We start from the raw sequence: 17,266 nt of genomic DNA, 5'->3' as shown, positions 1-17,266 counted from the left end.
GCCGAGACGCTCCCATCGCAGTTCCCACTTGAGCCATTCGCGGCGCACAGCCCGTCGCGAAGCGATTCCTGTTTCGTCTCGTTTTCGTGGAGCAGCCGCGCGTTCCCGCGCGCGGCAACATGGAACTCAGCGACCGCTTGGCGGTTTCATTGCGGCGTCCCGGTCAACGAGCAGGAGCCGCCTTGAATCGTCGCCAGTTACTCCACGGATCGGCCGTGTTGCCGACACTACTGCTCCTGCCGCAGCGGGAGGCCGCGGCCGCAGGGAACACGTCGGACGCACCTTTCAACCCGTCGATGGTGAGGGAGCTTGCCCGCAACCTCGCCAGCAAGTCGTTCGAGGCGCCGGACGAGAAGTTGCCGAATGGCCTGACGGACCTGAACTACGATCAGTACCGCTCGATCCGCTTCGTGCCGGAGCGCGCGTTGTGGCGGGGCGCGAAGCTGCCGTTCGAGGCGCAGTTCTTTCATCGTGGCTTCTTCTACAAGAACAAGGTCAATATTTTCGAGGTCGCGGACGGCAAGGTCAGCGAGGTCAAATACAGCAAGGACATGTTTTCGTTCGGTGAGACCGTTCCTGCGTTCACCGAGACCGACCTCGGCTTTGCCGGATTTCGCATCCACGCGCCGATCAACAAGCCGGACTATTACGACGAAGTCTGCGTCTTCCTCGGCGCAAGCTACTTCCGCGCGGTCGCGAAGGGTGAGACATACGGTCTGTCGGCGCGCGGCCTGTCGATCGATACCGGCGAGGCGAAGGGCGAGGAGTTTCCGTTCTTCAAGGCGTTCTGGCTCGAGCGCCCCGTGCCCAATGCGACCTCGCTGGTCGTTCATGCGTTGCTCGACAGCAAGAGCTGTGCGGCGAGCTACCGTTTCACGATCAGACCCGGGAAGACCACGGTCTTCGATGTCGAGGCATCGCTCTATCCGCGTGCGGATCTCGAGCACGCCGGCCTTGCGCCGATGACCAGCATGTTCTTCTTCGGGCCCAATGATCGCAACGAGGTCGATGACTTCCGGCCGTCGGTGCATGATTCCGACGGGCTTGCGATCTACAACGGCAAGGGCGAGAGCCTGTGGCGTCCGCTGAGCAATCCGCGCGACCTCCAGATCAGCACGTTCCAGGACATCAATCCGCACGGCTTCGGGCTGATGCAGCGGGAGAAGAATTTCTTCGCCTATCAGGACATCGAATCGAGCTTCGAGAAGCGTCCGAGCCTGTGGGTCGAGCCGATCGGCGACTGGGGCGAGGGCGCGGTCATCCTGTTCGAGATTCCGACCAAGGAAGAGATCCACGACAACATCGCCGCGTTCTGGCGGCCGAAGGCGCCGCTCAAGGCCAAGAGCGAGACCAACCTGACCTATCGCCTGCATTGGGGACCTGACGCGCCGAAGCCGCATTCGCTGGCGCGCTTCACGCGCACCGGCATCGGTGCACATGGCGAGAACAGCAAGCTGTTTGTGCTCGACCTGTTCGGCGACAATCTGAAGGGGATCGATCCGGCCAGCATCAAGGGCGTCGTGACGGCCGACAAGGCCGAAATCACGAACATTGTCACGCAGCCGAACCCGAATACCGGCGGATGGCGGCTCAGCTTCCAATGTGCGGTCAAGAAGGAGCCGGTCGAGTTGCGCGCCCATCTGGCGCAGGATGACAAGCCGCTCTCGGAGATCTGGGTCTATCGATGGGCGCCATAGTCACGTCGCCTCGTTCCGACGTCGCGGCAACGGCCGGTGGCTTCCTGCCGCACGAGAGCCCGCTTGCGATGTCGGCGGCCGATCTCGGCCAGCCGCCGCGCGCGGTGAGCGAGCCGGTGTCGGCCGGTGCGGGCATGTTGATGCGCCGCGCCTTCATCCTGGTGCTGACGGCGGCGCTGACCGGCGCGGGCGCCTACGAGATGTACATGGTGGTCCAGGTCGGCGGCGTGACGATCATGGAATGGATGGTGCTGGCGCTGTTCGTCGCACTGCTCGCCTGGATCGCGTTCTCGTTCGCCTCGGCGCTGGCCGGCTTCTTTGTGCTGCTCGGGCGCAAAGGCAACGCGCTGCCGATCCGCGATGATGGTCCGTTGCCGCGGCTCGCGAGCCGGACCGCGGTGCTGCTCCCGACCTACAACGAGAATCCGCATCAATTGATGGCGCGCCTCCGCGCGATATACGAATCCATCGAAGCGACCGGGCAGGGCGGAAGCTTCGACTGGTTCGTGCTCAGCGACACGCGCGATCCCGATATCTGGATCGCCGAGGAACAGGCGTTCCTCGCGCTCGGCGATGCCTGCGGCGGGAGGCTCTACTACCGGCATCGCGCCGATAATACGGCGCGGAAGGCAGGCAATCTCGGCGAGTGGATCACGCGGTTTGGCGCCGCCTACCGGTTCATGGTCGTGCTCGACGCCGACAGCTTGATGTCGGGCGATACGATGGTGCGGATGGTTCACGCCATGGAGACCAATCCGCAGGCGGCGCTGCTGCAGACGCTGCCTGTGATCGTCAATGCGCGCAGCCTGTTCAGTCGCCTGCAGCAATTTGCCGGCCGTCTGTACGGACCGATGGTCGCCGCCGGTGTCGCGTGGTGGCACGGCTCCGAGGGCAATTACTGGGGACACAATGCCATCATCCGGATCCAGGCCTTTGCCGAGCAGGCGGGCCTGCCCGAACTGTCCGGACGCAAGCCGTTCGGCGGACATATCCTGAGCCACGATTTTGTCGAGGCGGCGCTGATGCGGCGCGCCGGCTGGGGCATCTACATGGCGCCGATGCTCGGCGGCAGCTACGAGGAGGTGCCGCCGTCGCTGTTGGATTTTGCCGCCCGCGACCGCCGCTGGTGCCAGGGCAATCTGCAGCATCTCGCGGTGCTGACGACGCGCCGGCTGCACTGGATTTCGCGGCTGCATTTCATGGCGGGGATCGGCTCCTACATCACCGCGCCGATGTGGCTTGCGTTCCTGCTGCTCGGAATCCTGATCTCGTTGCAGGCGCGCTTCATTCGCCCCGAATATTTTCCGAAGGGCTTCTCGCTGTTCCCGAACTGGCCGGCGCAGGACCCGGTGCTCGCCGCCTGGGTCTTCGGCCTCACGATGGCGCTGCTGATCGTGCCGAAGCTGCTCGGCTTCATCCTGTTGCTGGCGCGCTCGGATGCCCGTCGGCAATTCGGCGGCGGCTTTCGGACGTTTACCGGTGTCATCGCCGAGGTGCTGATCTCGGCAATGATCGCACCGGTCATGATGGTATTCCAGTCGATCGCCGTCATCGAGATTCTGCTCGGGCGGGATGCGGGCTGGCAGACGCAGCGGCGCGACGACGGCGAGGTCGAGCGACGCGAACTGTATCGGAAATATGGGGTCCCGACCGCCTGCGGTGTGGCGATGGCGGCGAGCGCCTATGCGGTGTCGTTGCCGCTGCTGCTGTGGATGTCGCCGGTGATCGTTGGCCTGCTGTTTGCGATCCCGATCGGGGCCTGGACGGCGAAGCCTGCGATGCGCGCGCTGTTCGTGACGCCGGAGGAGAGCGGACCGCCGGGCGTGCTGGTCCGCGCCAATGAACTGGCGTCGCAGCCTGCCCAGGCATCGGCCCCAGCGCTGGCGACGCTGCGGCAGGATTCCGGCCTGCTGCGTCGTCATCTGTCGTCGCTTCCACCGGCGCGACGCGCCGGTCCGGGCGAGATCGACCGTCATCTTGCGATGGCGCGCGCGCGGATCGAGGCCAGCGACAGTTTCGATGAGGCGGTGGCGCATCTCACGCCGCGCGAGACGCTGGCCGTCCTCGGCGATCCCGCGCTGCTGGAAGAGGTGCTCGCGAAGTCCCGCGGGGGCTAGAGCGTTTCACATTTTGACTGAAGCATAACCGGCGTTTGCGAAGTAGTTTGCGCATTCGCGAGGCTGGATGTCCTGAACGAGGTGACCGATGTGGCGCCAAGTGTCTTCGACGGTGCGCCTCTGAGCCTGCCGCATCCAGTGTTTGATCTTGGAGAAGGCCTGTTCGATCGGGTTGAGGTCGGGCGAGTATGGCGGCAGGTACCAGAGCCTGGCGCCAGCAGCCTGGATCATTTGCCTGACAGCTTTCGACTTGTGGCTTCCGAGGTTGTCGAGAATGACGATGTCGCCTTCGCGCAGGGTTGGCAGGAGAAGGTGCTTCACATAAGCGCAGAAGCATTCGCCGTTGATCGGGCCGTCGAAGACGCAGGGTGCCGTGAGTTGGTCATGGCGGAGCGCACCGAGGAATGTGAGGGTACGCCAGTGACCGTGCGGGGCGAAGCCGCGCAGGCGTGCGCCCTTGGGGCCCCAGCCCCGCAAAGGGGCCATGTTGGTCTTGATCCAAGTCTCATCGATGAAGACGAGCCGGCCCGGATCAAGTCCGGCCTGCCAGGATCGCCAACGCTGGCGCCTACGAGAGACGTCGGCGCGCGCTTGTTCGAGGGCGAACAGTGTTTTTTTTGAACCGCAGCCCTTCCCGGCGCAGGAACAGCCAGACCGCGTTGTGTGAGACCTTGACCCCACGAGCTGCCAGTTCCGCCTTCAGACCATGCAGCGTCAGGTGCGGCGTCTGAATGATCCGCTCGACAATGAAGGCACGATGCGGATCAAGCAAGGGCTTGCGGTGACCGCCCATCTTGCCGGGCGCAACCGAGCCGGTCGCCCGCTGCCGCTGTGACCACTTCACAACCGACGAGACCGCAACACCAAACCGTTCCGCCACAGATCGGCAGCTCTCGCCCGCCAAAACCGACGCCACCACACGCTCGCGAAGATCCAGGGAAAGAGGTCGGGTCATGCGATGCTGGCCTCCAATCCAGTCAGCATCTTGAATCACAAACCGCCAAAAACCGGAATCCCCTCCGATTCAGTTAAGCAATGAAATGCTCTAGTCTAGGCCGCTTCGGGCAGTCTGGTTTGCAGGGAGCGCGGATCGCGGGGGAGGGTGACGCGGACGACGGTGCCGACGCCGAGCTTGGAGCGCAGCTTCATCGAGCCGCCATGCAGGTTGGTGAGCGAGCGCGCGATCGCAAGTCCGAGGCCCGAGCCCTGGTAGCTCTTGGTGAGCTGGCTCTCGACCTGCTCGAACGGCTTGCCGAGCCGCCGCAGCGATTCCGGTGCGATGCCGATGCCGCTGTCGGCAATCAGGAGCACGATCGAGTCATCCAGCATCTGGCCGCGCACCAGCACGCGGCCGTTGTCGGGCGTGAACTTCACGGCGTTGGAGAGCAGGTTGACGATGATCTGCTTGACCGCGCGGCGGTCGGCGACGACCGAGATCGTGCTTTCGATATCCGATTCCAGCGACAGGCCCTTGTGCTCGGCGCGGCCGGAGACCACCCGCAGCGACTCGGCGAGGATGCCGGAGAGGTCGAGCGGCTCCATGTCGAACTTCATGCGGCCGGCCTCGATCTTCGACATGTCGAGGATGTCGTTGATGACCTCGAGCAGGTATTTCCCCGATGTCAGGATGTCGTGGCAGTATTCCGCGTACTTGTCCGAGCCGAGCGTTCCGAACAGGCCGCTACCCATGATCTCGGAGAAGCCGATGATGGCGTTGAGCGGCGTACGCAGCTCATGGCTCATATTGGCGAGGAATTTCGACTTCGCGGCGTTGGCGTCCTCGGCGCGGGTCTTTTCCTGCGAATATTTTTCGGCGAGGTCGGCGAGCTCGACGGCCTGCCGCTCCAGCTCGGATTGCGAGCGCTGCAGGTCGATCACGGTGGCGCGCAGGCGCAGGTCGTTGTCGACCAGCTTCTGCTCGTGCGCCTTGATGCGGGTGATGTCGGTGCCGACCGAGACGTAGCCGCCGTCCTTGGTGCGGCGTTCGCTGATATGCAGCCAGCTGCCGTCGTCGAGCTGCGCCTCGAAGGTGCGGGCGCCGGGTGCCGGCACGCCGCTCTCGTGCAGGCGGGTGCGCACCTCGGGCATGCTGCCGACTTCGATCACGGTCTCATAGGAGGTGCCGGGGCTCACCGCGATATCCGGCAGCTTGTGCAGCCGCTGGAAGTGCGAGTTGCAGAGCACGAGGCGGTCCTCGGCGTCCCAGAGCACGAAGGCCTCCGGAATGGTCTCGATGGCATCGCGCAGCCGGAGGTCGGCTTCCACCGACTTCTCGGCGAGGCTCTTCTGTTCGGTGATGTCGACGGCAATGCCGATCAAATGCAGGCCGCTGTCGGCCGCGGCGTGGCTGAGCTCGCAGCGGACGCGCAGCCAGATCCAGTGGCCGCCGACATGGCGCATACGGAAGCTCTGGTCGATGTGATCGATCTTGCTCGAGATCAGCTGCTCGGCGATGTCGAACAGGTTGATGTCGTCGGAGTTCACCAGCGCGTTGACCTCGCCGAAGGTGAGGAGGTCGTTGCGGGTATCGAGGCCGAGCAGGGTGAACATCGACTGCGACCAGAAGATTCTGCCGCGCGACAGGTCCCAGTCCCACAATCCGCAGCGGCCGCGATTGAGCGCGGTGTCGATCCTGCCGCGCACGGCGTCGTTGATCAGGTCGCCCTCGCGGGCGCGGGTCGATTGCCAGTGGAAGGCGAAGCCGAGGATCAGCACCACGAAGCTCGTGGTCGCCGACAGCGTCACCGAGAGCGCGGCGTCCGATCCCCAGATCGGCTCGTTCATCTCCTGGATGACGACGACCTGGCCGGGTAGCGACTTGACGAGCTGCGAGATCGCCAGCGCGCCGGTGCCGCCCGGCAACGTCATGTCACTGACGGCGCCCTGCTGGCCCGGTGCGACCAGGAGCTGCGCGGTGGAGACGATGTCGAGGACGCGGTCGTTCTCGCCGGCGCCGTCGATCGGCACGCGGGCCAGCACGCGGTGCTCGGCGCCGGTGATGATGACATGGCGGCCATCGGCGATGCCCCAGGACGGGATCAGGTCGGGCAGCAGCTCCTGCATCTGCTCGATATTGGCGAGCCGGTCGCGCCGCACCGAGGTCAGGCGGTCGAGACGCTCGGCGAGGATGTCGGAGAGCGCGGCCAGGTCGCGCTTCATCGCGCCGCGCTTCTGCCGGTTCTGGTCGATCACCTGGACGAAGGCGCCGAGGCAGATCGTGATGAGGAAGGCGATGATCAGCGTAGGGACAGCGCGGCGCAGTGCAGGCTCGGCCGTCAAGAGCCTGTGATAGGCCGGTTTCGCGATCGACTGCGCCAATCCCTTGATCGAATCGGATTGGACACAAGCGTTCGCTGCATGCGCGCGCGCCATGCCTTAGACCCCCATCTAAGCTGATTTTTTACCCGGATCGGATGCTCCCCACGTCGCATCCGAATCATGATGATTTGAATCCAGATTTCCCGGGCTGTCGAGAGTCAACGATTCGTTAATGCGAAAAAAATCTTGTCCAAGAGAGAATCACCGGGCGCAAAGTGAGTCCGAAACAGGAACGGCTCCGTAGAATTACGCGCGCGTCGGTTCTGCGTGACTGATCACACGCTTCACGGTGGGGAATGCGCGGCGCAGCTTGCGTTCGATCTCGTCGACGCTTTCGTGCACCTTGATCACGCTCATCGAGGGCTCAGCGCGGCAATGGAAGTTGACGACCTCGCCGGCGTCGCTGTTGCGGACCCGCACATTGTGGATGTCATGGATCACGCCGCCATCGGCAAAGCCGGTCAGCGCGGTCTTGATGGCCTCGACGCGGTCGGGCGCGGCGTCGGTTCCCCAGGGCAGTTCCGGCTCGAGCGGCTCGATATGGGTGTCGACCTCGACGTCCTCGCCAAAGTCCTCGCGGATCGCGCGCTCGAGCTCGTGGGCGATGTCGTGTGCCGCGTCCAGCGCCATGGCGCTGTCGACCTCGAGGTCGATGCCGACGATCAGCTTGCCGCCGATGTCGTGGACGGTGACGTGGTGGATGGCGAGACCGGAATTGCGCGCGATCACCATGATGCGCTCGCGCACGCTCTCATTGTCGCGCGCCACCGGAACCGCAGTGAAGGTGAGGTCGGCGTCCCCCAACGCCTTGGTCACCGCCTGCTGCGCCCTGCGCTTGATGTCCTCGACGCGGTCGATCGGGTAGGTGCGCGGCACGGTGACAAAGGCATCGATGAAATGCGTGGCGCCGACCATGCGGACCCGCAGCCGCTCGACGTCGACCACCCCCGGCACGGCTTCAATGGCGGCGGTGATCTTTTCCAGCGCGCCTTCGGGCGCGCGGTCGAGCAGGGTCTCGACGGTCTCGCGGGCCATGCGCAGGCCGAGCAGGGCGATCATCACGGCGACCGCGATGGCGGCTGCGGCATCGCCCCACCAGAAGCCGAGGCCGGCCAGCACGAGGCCGACGATGACGGCCGCGGATCCCATCACGTCGGAGGCGAAATGCAGCGCGTCGGCGGCCAGCGCCTGGCTCTTGGTGTCGCGCGCGGCACGGTGCAGCGCGCGGGCCCGCCACAGATTGACCCCGATATCGAGGACGAGGACGATGAAGGGGATGGCTGAGATCGACGGCGGCGGCGCTCCCTCGCGCAGATGGCTGTAGGCCTGGACCAGGATGCCGCCGGCCAGCACATAGAGCAGGGCGATGATACCGAGCGCCGAGACGCTCTCGAACTTGCCGTGGCCGTAATGATGCTCGGCGTCGGCCGGCTGGTCCGACACCCGCACCACCGCCCAGGTAATGATGGTGGCGACCAGGTCGATCGACGAATGCAGCGCCTCTGAGATCAGCGCCAGCGATCCGATCGCGATGCCGACGACGAATTTTGCGACCGCCATGCTGCCGCTGGCGAGGATCGAGATCGCGGCGACGGATGTCTTGGTCGAGGATGTGTTCATGGGCGGCGGTGTAGCAGGGAGTTGGTGAACATCAAGTGTCAGTCGTCGTTCGCCATGCGCAATCGCAACTCACTTGCAAGAGCGCGTCTCGGTAGTGGAGTTGTTGCGAACTGTTCCGAATCTCAAGACGTGCACTGTGCGAAGCTCATCGATCGCCTGTGTTTGCGCCAGTCAAGCCGTCGTCCTGGCGAGAGCCAAGACCCATAACCACAGGGTTGTGTTGTTGAGCTGTAGCAGCTGCATCGCGTCATGACCCGTATTCGGGGTTGATGGTGTGGACGGCCCCCTACGGCATCAGTGTGCCAGAATGAGGTTGTTGCAAATCTCAGACATGGAGACCGTCCGTGAGCCAGATTATCCGCATTGGGATGGATACGTCGAAGTATATTTTTGTGTTGCATGGGGTTGATGCGACGGAGCAGGTGGTACTGCGCAAGAAGCTGTCGCGCAGACAGGTGCTGGAGTTCTTCGCCAAATTGCCGCCGACCGTGATCGGGATGGAGGCCTGCGGGGCGTCGCAATATTGGGCGCGAGAGCTTTCCAGGCTGGGCCATGAGGTGAAGCTGATGGCGCCGCAATTGGTTAAACCCTACGTGATGCGGAACAAGAATGACGGGCGGGATGCAGAAGGCCTGTGTGAGGCGATGAGCCGGCCGAGCATGCGCTTCGTACCGGTGAAGACGGCCGAGCAGCAGGCTGCGCTGATGCTGATGGGGGTCCGCGACGGATTGATCGCCCGGCGCGCCCAATTGACCAATACGATACGCGGCCATGCGGCGGAGTACGGCCTGATCGCGCCCAAGGGACTGGACGCGATCGAACCACTGCTGGCGCGGATCGCGCAGGACGAGACGCTTCCCGCTCTGGCGCGCGAACTGTTTGTGGTGCTGGGCCGGGAGCGCGTCAGGCTCGAGGGTGAGTTGGAGGCGGTTGAGGCCAAGCTGATGGCCTGGCACCGCGGCGATGCCACGGGCCGGCGCCTGGCTCAGATCCCCTCGGTCGGTCCGATCGTTGCAACCGCGCTGGTGATGAAGACACCTGATCCGGGCGCGTTCCGCTCCGGTCGTCACTTTGCGGCCTGGCTGGGATTGACACCCAAGGACCACTCCACCGCTGGCAAGACCAGGCTTGGCAAGATCACGCGGGCGGGCGATGAGGACCTGCGCCGTTTGCTGGTCGTCGGGGCCACGGCGGTGATCCAGCAGGCCAGGCGCGGACGCGGTCATCACTCGCGCTGGCTGCTGGCGCTGATCAAGCGCAAGCCGCCGAAGCTTGCGGCCGTAGCGCTCGCCAACAAGGTGGCGCGCATCGCCTGGAAGCTGATGGTGACGGGCGAGAGTTATGACGCCGCACGGCTGAATGCCGCTACGACGGGTACCGCTTAACAGATTGGCCGGCCGGCGGGCTCGCTCGTCAGCCGACCCGGAGCTGCAAGAGCAGATGGAGCGATCGATCGAGCAACGATGCGAGACAATCCGCAGGACCCATCGGCCGCCAACAGGTCGCGTGGTTGTTTGGAACTCGCATCGCGCAAACCATCTTGGCCAGCGATCCATTCGATCGCACTCAACAGGCCGGACATATGGATGCAAGCGATCCGATCAATCCCAGAAAGCTCTTGTGCCACGGGGGCCGTCCACATATGGGTCCTGGCTTTCGCCAGGACGACACGGGAAGCGTTGCGCGACCTGTGAAACATGCATCCGGGTTCTCGCGGCGCGTTTCGCCCGAGCTTTGATCGAGAGGGTTGCCGCGTTTTGCTGAGTTGCCCGTCGTGTCCAACGGGCAACAGTCGTCGTCACCACAAGAAGGCGATCCTGCTTATCACGAGACGTCAAGCGCGCTATCATACCATTGCTGGGACAAGGCTGAACGGGAGGCTGAGGGCTGGTCGACCCTGATGGATAACCAAGACGGCAGTCTTGGATGACATTGGACGGAAGAGGGACACGCCAATGAACTCCACACCTACTCCGAATGCAGCCGAACCTGGTGAGGGCCCGGCCGCGAGCGCCGATGAACGGCTCGCGGAAGCTCACAAGCAGATCGTCCGCGCTGATGAAGAGCTGACGCGCTTGAGTGAGCGGCTTGCAAAGATGGAGCGCGACGCTGCGCCCCCACCGCCTCCTCCGTCGGCTCAACCTGACCCACCCTCGGTCGGACTTGCTGCTTCGTCCGAACCTGCTGCTTCGTCCGGACCCGGTTCGCAATCATCTTCCGGAAGGCCAGCTTTCCGAGCCCTCGCCGCCTTGTCGCTGGCGGCGTGTGTCGTTGTCGCCGTGCTGGCTTCGCAGTCGTCCTATGGTGCGAGAGCCAAGCTGGTCGTCGCCCGCTGGGTGCCGCAGTTCGCGTTAGCGCCATCATTGCCGCCGGATGATCCGCCGCTTACCGCGCAGCGCGCTCCATCTGCCGTTCAGATTGCCGCGGCGGAGCCCACACCACCGCAACCGACGCCCGCGCCGGCGCCTTCGACCGCAATGCAGGACGCCGCACCGAAAACAACGCAGGACACTCCGCCGCCAACTCCTGCGGCTTCTCCGGATCGCACCGATCTGCTGCAAACCATTGCCCGCGATCTCGCGAACGTGCAGCGAAACATCGAACAGCTCAAGGCGGACCAGCAGCAAACGGCCCGCGAGAACTCCAAAGCCATTGAGGAGCTCAAGGCAAGCCAGGAGGAATTGAAACGGGCGCTCGCGAAGGTTTCCGCGCAGAAGACCACATCAGCGCCTCCGACGCAGCCGGCTCCGACCCCGCGCAAGCCCCAGCGGACATATGAGCCGCCCTACGCGAGAGCGCCGCCTCGAATGCCGCCAAGGGAGTGGCTCTACGACGACTGGTAACCGTCGATGCGGTGATCATCGAGTCTTGCCGCAGCACCCGTGACGATCGCGAAGCGCCCCTCGATCGGGTGGTGCGACCAGGAAAATCATGAGCGTTGCGACGGCGATGCCGGGTCCGGTGCTCGGAACGCGGCATCGGGCGGCGTTCCCTGCGTTGATGGATGTGCGGCGGTTGTTCACGCGCCGTCGAAGACGTTCTGTTCAGTCATGTTGCTGACGCATTCTCTGTCTTAGTCGGGCGAGAACTAAAAACACTGTGTGGGACCGCCGCGGTTCCCGCAATGGTTCCGTCGCCGGAAATGGCACGAATCCGCAAAGAACTGGCTCCGAGTTAACGCCTCCACGTTACCCGACCATGTTTTGCGGAATCGGGAACCGAACGATCGAGAAAAATCAGTCAAGGAGTTATGATGCTGTTCGGCTCGAGCGCCGCAGTTTGCGGCGCCGTAGTTGCGTTCGCCATTTTTGGCCGCGCTGCTGGAAGTGAAATCGGTGCGGTTCATTCAAGCGACGTCGTCAATGCCGCGTGTGGGGATGCAATCGTTGGCGCGGCATCCATGTACAATCCGTTCAAGCCCGGCAAGGAGGAGGGCGGTCCGAGCACAGCCTCCGGCGAGCGTTATGATCGCTCGGTCTGGGCGGCCGCCATCAAAACGAGCTTGCGTCGGAAGTTTGGTGGGGTCCAATTTGGCGGGAGGCCGAAATATGCCCTCGTCGAGGCTGTAGGCAAGAAGGTCATCGTGAAGATAAATGACGTGGGGCCACTACGGCCTGGCCGCATCATTGACCTCAATGAGCGGACGATGCGCTATTTCGATCCAAGCCTGGAGCTCGGAGTCATTGGTGGCGTAAAGGTCAGCCCGCTTGCGGGGGATTATTGGATTCCCGGACCGGTCGGCTGAACATCGAACGCGAAAGAGCCGGGGCATAGCTTCCTGGAAGTGGAAATGCTCGGCGAACTCTGATGATCGAGCCATCGAAACTAACCAACAAGTTCCGGCATTGGCCGGCTCTTGCCCCAAAGCGATCACTTGCAATATATAGACCGATCGGTCTATATTCCGAGGATGAACCGCCAAGCCCCCGTGCAGTCGCCCCGTGGCCGTCCCCGAGGCTTTGACGTCGAAGCCGCCGTCGAACGCGCGATGGATGTGTTCTGGTCGCGCGGCTATCACGCCACGGCGCTTCCGGACCTGCTTCGTGCGACGAAGCTCTCGCGTGGCAGCCTTTACGCCGCCTTCGGCGACAAGCATTCGCTGTTCCTGCGGGCGCTCGATCGCTACATTGCCGATGCGCTGACTCGGATGGATGTCGAACTCGACCCCCGCAAGGAACCGGTCGCCGGCCTGCGGGCCTACCTTGCCGGTTACATCGAGCGCGCCAGCGGCGCCAATGGTCGGCGCGGATGCCTGCTGGTGGCGACAGCCATGGAACTGGCCGGCCAGGATGCCGAGGTTGGGCGTCGCGTCGCAAACTTTTTCAAAACCATGGAAGCCAGGGTGGCAGACGCACTGTCCCGCGCGGAGGCAGCGGGCAGACTGGCCGATGGCGTCGAGCCTGCAAGTGCCGCCCGAATTCTCGTCTGTTTCGTTTGGGGGTTACGGGTGGTCGCCAAAACGGCACAGACACGGATCACATGGCAAGCCACCGCTGACGCGCTTCTCGATCGCTTCTTCAGATAAACAATAGCGCATGGACGCCTTCGTTATTGGCGCGTCCATATCTAGACTGATCGGTCTTGAAAGGAATGATGCCATGTCTGCCATCCAGATCTTGTGCGCAGTGGCCGTTCCCTTGCTCTGGGGTCTGCAGTTCGTGGCCATCAAGGTGGGCGTCGCGGAGTTTCCGCCGCTGTTCTTCCTCGCACTGCGCTTCCTGGCGATCGCGCTGCTGCTTGTTCCGTTCGTCAAGAAGCCCACGCGTCAACAGTTCGGCCCTATCGCAGCTATTTCGATCTTCCTTGGTGGACTGAACTTCGGGCTGTTCTATGTTGGTCTTGGGCTCGGCTCGGGAAGCATATCGGCTGTCGCATATCAACTCGCGCCGCCTTTCACCGTCCTGCTGGCCTGGCCGCTGCTCGCGGAGAGGCCGTCTCTCGTCACGTCCGCCGGAGTGGTGCTTGCGTTCGCCGGCGTGGTGGTGTTGGCAGCGGGGCCGGGACTGTCGACAAACGCGCTTCCGCTGCTGCTTGTGGTCGGGGCGGCGTTCGCGTTCGCGGTGTCCAACGTCCTAACGAAACGCTACGGACCGTTTGATCCCCTGATGTTGATGGGATGGTCGTCGCTGCTCACGGTGCCGCAGGTGATGTTGATGTCGTTGCTGCTTGAATATGGACAAGCGGCGAGCCTTGTCACGGCGGATGAACGCGGCTGGCTGGCGCTCGCCTACACGATTTTCATCGGAGGCATTGTCGGATTTGGCCTCTGGTTCTGGCTCATCGCGCGTTGCTCCATGGGCCGCGTGGCGCCCTTCGGTTTGCTGCTTCCGGTGTTCGCGTTGATCTCAAGCGTGATGTTCCTTGGCGAGCGGGTGACGCCGAAGCTGGTTGTCGGCGGGCTGCTCGCGATCTCCGGCGTCGCCATCACACAGGCAAGACCGAGATTAGGGTCGTAGGATGGTGGAGCGCAGCGAAACCCATCATCTCACCGCGCGCACCCTTGATGGGTTTCGCTTCGCTCTACCCATCCTACGGAGTGGCGTGCACGGCTACAGCGTCACCACGATCTTGCCGAGGTGCTTGTTGGCTTCCATGTGTTCGAATGCCTTACCGATGTCGGCGAACTTGTAGACCTGGTCGATCGGCAGCTGCAGCTTGCGCGCCTCGACCGCGGGCCAGATGTCCTTGCGCACCTCGTCGAAGATATCTCTGATCTCCTCGATCGAGCGGGTGCGGAAGGTGACGCCGATGTAGTGGATGCGGCGCGCCGCGTGCAGGTCGAAGTTGAAATCGCCGTGGGTGCCGCCGAGCCGGCCGACATTGACGATGCGGCCCTTGACCTTGGTCGCCTTGAGATTCTGGTTCGCGACCGGTCCCGAGATCTGATCGACGATCAGATCGACGCCTCCGCCATTGGTTGCCTGCAACACCTGATCGACCCAGCCGGGATCCTTGGAATCCACCGCGAGATCGGCGCCGAATTCCTTTAAGCGCCCGCGGCGCATCGCATCGGTCGAGGACCCCACCACGAGCTTCGCGCCCTTCAGCTTGGCGATCTGCATCGCCATCAGGCCGACGCCGGAGCTCGCGCCCTGGATCAGCACGGTCTGGCCCGCCTGCAGTGCGCCATTGGTAACGACGGCGTTGTGCATGGTGGCGAGCGCGACGGGCAGGGTGGCGGCCTCGTCGAAATTCATGTTCGATGGCGCGCGGAACAGCCTGCCGTGGTCGGCGAGCGTGTACTCGGCAAACGCCGCGCCGCCGGAGCCCATGATCTTGTCGCCGACCTTGACGCCCTTTGCTTCGGGGCCGAGCTCGGCGACCTCGCCGGCCCACTCCATGCCGAGCACGGTGCCGACGCCGCCGGCCGCGCCGTGGGCGTGGCCCTTGGTCATGCCGAGATCGGCGCGGTTCAGCCCGCAGGCGTGAACCTTGACCAGCACTTGGGTGCCCTTCGGCACAGGCTTGGCGACGTCGGTGATTTCAGGGCCGTTGGCTCCGTACACATAGGCTTTCATGGGCTTCTTCTCGTTGTGTCGTCGAATTCGAGATGACTCTGAGTTCCGTCATCCTGAGGAGCGCGCAGCGCGTCTCGAAGGATGAACGGCCCGGCCGGTGGCCGTCGACCCTTCGAGGGCCGCTGAAGAAGCGGCCACCTCAGGGTGGCGGATCGCTACTCGATGCTTACTCCGCGGCTTGGCGCTTGCCCACCGATGTCATGCGGTCCAGACGTTCGCGGATGATCGCTTCCGCCTCGCTCACGATGCGCGAGATCAGTTCGGCGCAGGACGGAATGTCGTGGATCAGGCCCTGCACCTGGCCGGCCGACCAGATGCCTTCGTCGGCATCGCCGGTGGCGTAGACCATCTTGCCGCGGGCGCCGGCGACCAGCTCGCGGACGTCCTCGAACTTGGCGCCTTCCTTCTCCATCTGCACGACCTTGGTCGAGATCGCATTCTTGGCGACGCGCGAGGTGTTGCGCATGGTGCGGAAGATCAGCTCGGTCTCGCGCTCGTCATTGGCGACGATGCGTTCCTTCACGAGCTGATGGATCGGGCTTTCCTTGGTGCACATGAAGCGCGTGCCCATGTTGATGCCTTCGGCGCCGAGCGCCAGCGCTGCGACGAGGCCGCGGGCATCGCCGAAGCCGCCCGAGGCGATCATCGGGATCTTCACCTTGTCCGCCGCGGCCGGAATCAGAATCAGGCCGGGGGTGTCGTCCTCGCCGGGATGGCCGGCGCATTCAAAGCCGTCGATCGAGATCGCGTCGGCGCCCATCCGCTCGGCGGACAGCGCGTGGCGGACGCTGGTGCATTTGTGCAGCACCTTGATGCCGTGCCTCTTGAATTCGTCGACATGTTCTTGCGGCTTGTTGCCGGCGGTCTCGACGATCTTGATGCCGCTCTCGATGATGACCTGGCGGTATTCGGCATAAGGCGGCGGCTTGATCGCGGGCAGGATGGTCAGGTTCACGCCGAACGGCTTGTCGGTCAGCTCGCGGCAGCGCGCGATTTCCTTGCGCAGATCGTCCGGCGTCGGCTGCGTCAGCGCCGTGATCATGCCGAGCGCGCCGGCATTGGCGACGGCGGCAACCAGCTCCGCGCGCCCGACCCATTGCATGCCGCCCTGCACGATCGGGTGGTCGACGCCGAACATTTCGGTGAAGCGTGTCTTGATCATTCTGCCCTCGTTTCCATCAGAATTTTCCGCGACGCGGACGGCCGCGCACGGTGTTGTTTTTGGATGTCGAGGGAAGGATGCAGTCCTGTCCGGCAAATGTCTACCGGCGACCTGCGGCGCGCCCATGCGGAAATGACGGGGCGCGGCGGTCCGGCGAGGGCGGAGTCTTTGGTTATTGCGGCAGGCGCTGATGATCGGCACGCAGCGCCTGCCGAGAGCAACGACAGCGGAGAGGCTTGCTACGCCGGCACCGCGTCCTTCTTCGACGCCGAAGTTTCCTCGTCGAACGCGGCCGCGATGTCGCGCATGCTGATGACGCCGATCAGGCTGTAATTGTCGATCACGGGCACGTGGCGAATGTGGTGCTTGGTCATGAGATGACGGATGTGCTCGAGCGTGTCGCTCGAGGTGCACGACACCAGCTGCTGCACCGAGACGAATTGCGAAACCTTCATGCTGGCGCCGGCCGCGCCGTGCTCGGCAATCGCACGCACCACGTCGCGCTCGGTGAACATGCCGACGGCGGTGTTGCCTTCGGTGCGAACGACATCCTTGACCACCAGCGCGCTGATATTGCTGGCGCGCATCAGTTGCGCGGCGATCGCCACCGTCTCGTTCATGCGAACCGTGGCAACGCGAGGGGTCTTCTTGCGCAGGATATCTCCGACTTGCATGGCAACCTCCTTGGCTATCGTTAATGGAATTTTGGTATACAAAATGCCAATTGTCAATGCGGCCGGTACGGAAATCTATCACCAGGAAACTGCCGAAATAGGCAGAGTTGCTGACGTTTCAGAGGATTGTGACCTGATGTGAGCGCGCTGGTCATTTGCC

The 17,266-nt window shown here is 63.8% G+C and carries 13 protein-coding genes; 7 read left to right on the top strand and 6 right to left on the bottom strand.

Annotated features, from left to right (window positions below; all coding sequences use genetic code 11):
• Positions 1-182 precede the first annotated feature (182 nt).
• Together HAP47_RS27755 and mdoH are read left to right on the top strand one after the other, a co-directional pair.
• On the top strand, positions 183-1,697 hold the full coding sequence (locus HAP47_RS27755; protein WP_173641864.1) for a glucan biosynthesis protein G: 1,515 nt from the start codon (positions 183-185) through the stop codon (positions 1,695-1,697).
• On the top strand, positions 1,685-3,814 hold the full coding sequence (gene mdoH / locus HAP47_RS27750) for a glucans biosynthesis glucosyltransferase MdoH (protein ID WP_173641865.1): 2,130 nt from the start codon (positions 1,685-1,687) through the stop codon (positions 3,812-3,814). Before HAP47_RS27755 ends, mdoH begins: the two co-directional genes overlap by 13 nt.
• Positions 3,815-3,820: 6 nt before the next feature.
• On the opposite strand, the gene HAP47_RS27745 is transcribed toward mdoH, so the two are convergent.
• The 3 genes from HAP47_RS27745 to HAP47_RS27735 form a co-directional block, all read right to left on the bottom strand.
• Positions 3,821-4,769 (bottom strand): IS630 family transposase gene (locus HAP47_RS27745; protein ID WP_173637148.1). Its coding sequence is split into 2 segments (ribosomal slippage): positions 3,821-4,432 and positions 4,434-4,769, totalling 948 coding nucleotides; the frame shifts between segments, so codons are not numbered across the junction.
• A 95-nt stretch (positions 4,770-4,864) separates the two neighbouring features.
• Positions 4,865-7,186, bottom strand: coding sequence for a sensor histidine kinase (locus HAP47_RS27740; RefSeq protein WP_173641866.1), 2,322 nt, complete (start codon positions 7,184-7,186; stop codon positions 4,865-4,867).
• Between the two features lie 192 nt (positions 7,187-7,378).
• Positions 7,379-8,752 carry a cation-efflux pump gene (locus tag HAP47_RS27735; RefSeq protein ID WP_173641867.1) on the bottom strand — a complete coding sequence of 458 codons (1,374 nt, stop codon included), beginning with the start codon at positions 8,750-8,752 and terminating at the stop codon, positions 7,379-7,381.
• Between the two features lie 344 nt (positions 8,753-9,096).
• On the opposite strand from HAP47_RS27735, the gene HAP47_RS27730 reads away from it, so the two are divergent.
• The 5 genes from HAP47_RS27730 (at position 9,097) to HAP47_RS27710 (ending at position 14,208) form a co-directional block, all read left to right on the top strand.
• Entirely contained in the window at positions 9,097-10,137 is a 1,041-nt protein-coding gene (locus HAP47_RS27730; protein ID WP_173640214.1) for an IS110 family transposase, read from the top strand.
• A gap of 864 nt (positions 10,138-11,001) precedes the next feature.
• A complete protein-coding gene (locus HAP47_RS27725; RefSeq protein WP_173641868.1) occupies positions 11,002-11,595 on the top strand; it encodes a hypothetical protein in 594 nt (197 codons plus the stop codon).
• A gap of 407 nt (positions 11,596-12,002) precedes the next feature.
• Positions 12,003-12,497, top strand: a complete 495-nt coding sequence (locus tag HAP47_RS27720) for an RlpA-like double-psi beta-barrel domain-containing protein (protein ID WP_173641869.1) — start codon at positions 12,003-12,005, stop codon at positions 12,495-12,497.
• Positions 12,498-12,740: 243 nt separating this feature from the next.
• Complete coding sequence (locus HAP47_RS27715; RefSeq protein ID WP_441299934.1) at positions 12,741-13,277, top strand: TetR/AcrR family transcriptional regulator; 537 nt, start codon at positions 12,741-12,743, stop codon at positions 13,275-13,277.
• Positions 13,278-13,350: 73 nt separating this feature from the next.
• Positions 13,351-14,208, top strand: coding sequence for a DMT family transporter (locus HAP47_RS27710; RefSeq protein ID WP_173641871.1), 858 nt, complete (start codon positions 13,351-13,353; stop codon positions 14,206-14,208).
• A 93-nt stretch (positions 14,209-14,301) separates the two neighbouring features.
• On the opposite strand, the gene HAP47_RS27705 is transcribed toward HAP47_RS27710, so the two are convergent.
• The 3 genes from HAP47_RS27705 to HAP47_RS27695 all read right to left on the bottom strand — a co-directional run bounded on the left by HAP47_RS27705 (position 14,302) and on the right by HAP47_RS27695 (position 17,106).
• A complete protein-coding gene (locus HAP47_RS27705; protein WP_173641872.1) occupies positions 14,302-15,270 on the bottom strand; it encodes a zinc-binding dehydrogenase in 969 nt (322 codons plus the stop codon).
• 166 nt (positions 15,271-15,436) lie between these two features.
• On the bottom strand, positions 15,437-16,432 hold the full coding sequence (locus HAP47_RS27700; protein ID WP_173641873.1) for an NAD(P)H-dependent flavin oxidoreductase: 996 nt from the start codon (positions 16,430-16,432) through the stop codon (positions 15,437-15,439).
• A 239-nt stretch (positions 16,433-16,671) separates the two neighbouring features.
• Positions 16,672-17,106, bottom strand: coding sequence for a CBS domain-containing protein (locus tag HAP47_RS27695; protein ID WP_173641874.1), 435 nt, complete (start codon positions 17,104-17,106; stop codon positions 16,672-16,674).
• Positions 17,107-17,266 lie beyond the last annotated feature (160 nt).

The sequence above is a fragment of the Bradyrhizobium sp. 41S5 genome (genome assembly GCF_011516665.3).
GTDB lineage: Bacteria > Pseudomonadota > Alphaproteobacteria > Rhizobiales > Xanthobacteraceae > Bradyrhizobium > Bradyrhizobium quebecense.
This window is presented reverse-complemented; position numbering and strand designations above follow the sequence as displayed.

Coding starts and splice junctions, on each gene's coding strand:
- HAP47_RS27740 (WP_173641866.1), bottom strand. CDS start 7,186: ATGGCGCGCGCGCATGCAGCGAACGCTTGTGTCCAATCCGATTCGATC.
- HAP47_RS27695 (WP_173641874.1), bottom strand. CDS start 17,106: ATGCAAGTCGGAGATATCCTGCGCAAGAAGACCCCTCGCGTTGCCACG.
- HAP47_RS27705 (WP_173641872.1), bottom strand. CDS start 15,270: ATGAAAGCCTATGTGTACGGAGCCAACGGCCCTGAAATCACCGACGTC.
- HAP47_RS27700 (WP_173641873.1), bottom strand. CDS start 16,432: ATGATCAAGACACGCTTCACCGAAATGTTCGGCGTCGACCACCCGATC.
- mdoH (WP_173641865.1), top strand. CDS start 1,685: ATGGGCGCCATAGTCACGTCGCCTCGTTCCGACGTCGCGGCAACGGCC.
- HAP47_RS27720 (WP_173641869.1), top strand. CDS start 12,003: ATGATGCTGTTCGGCTCGAGCGCCGCAGTTTGCGGCGCCGTAGTTGCG.
- HAP47_RS27715 (WP_441299934.1), top strand. CDS start 12,741: ATGGATGTGTTCTGGTCGCGCGGCTATCACGCCACGGCGCTTCCGGAC.
- HAP47_RS27710 (WP_173641871.1), top strand. CDS start 13,351: ATGTCTGCCATCCAGATCTTGTGCGCAGTGGCCGTTCCCTTGCTCTGG.
- HAP47_RS27735 (WP_173641867.1), bottom strand. CDS start 8,752: ATGAACACATCCTCGACCAAGACATCCGTCGCCGCGATCTCGATCCTC.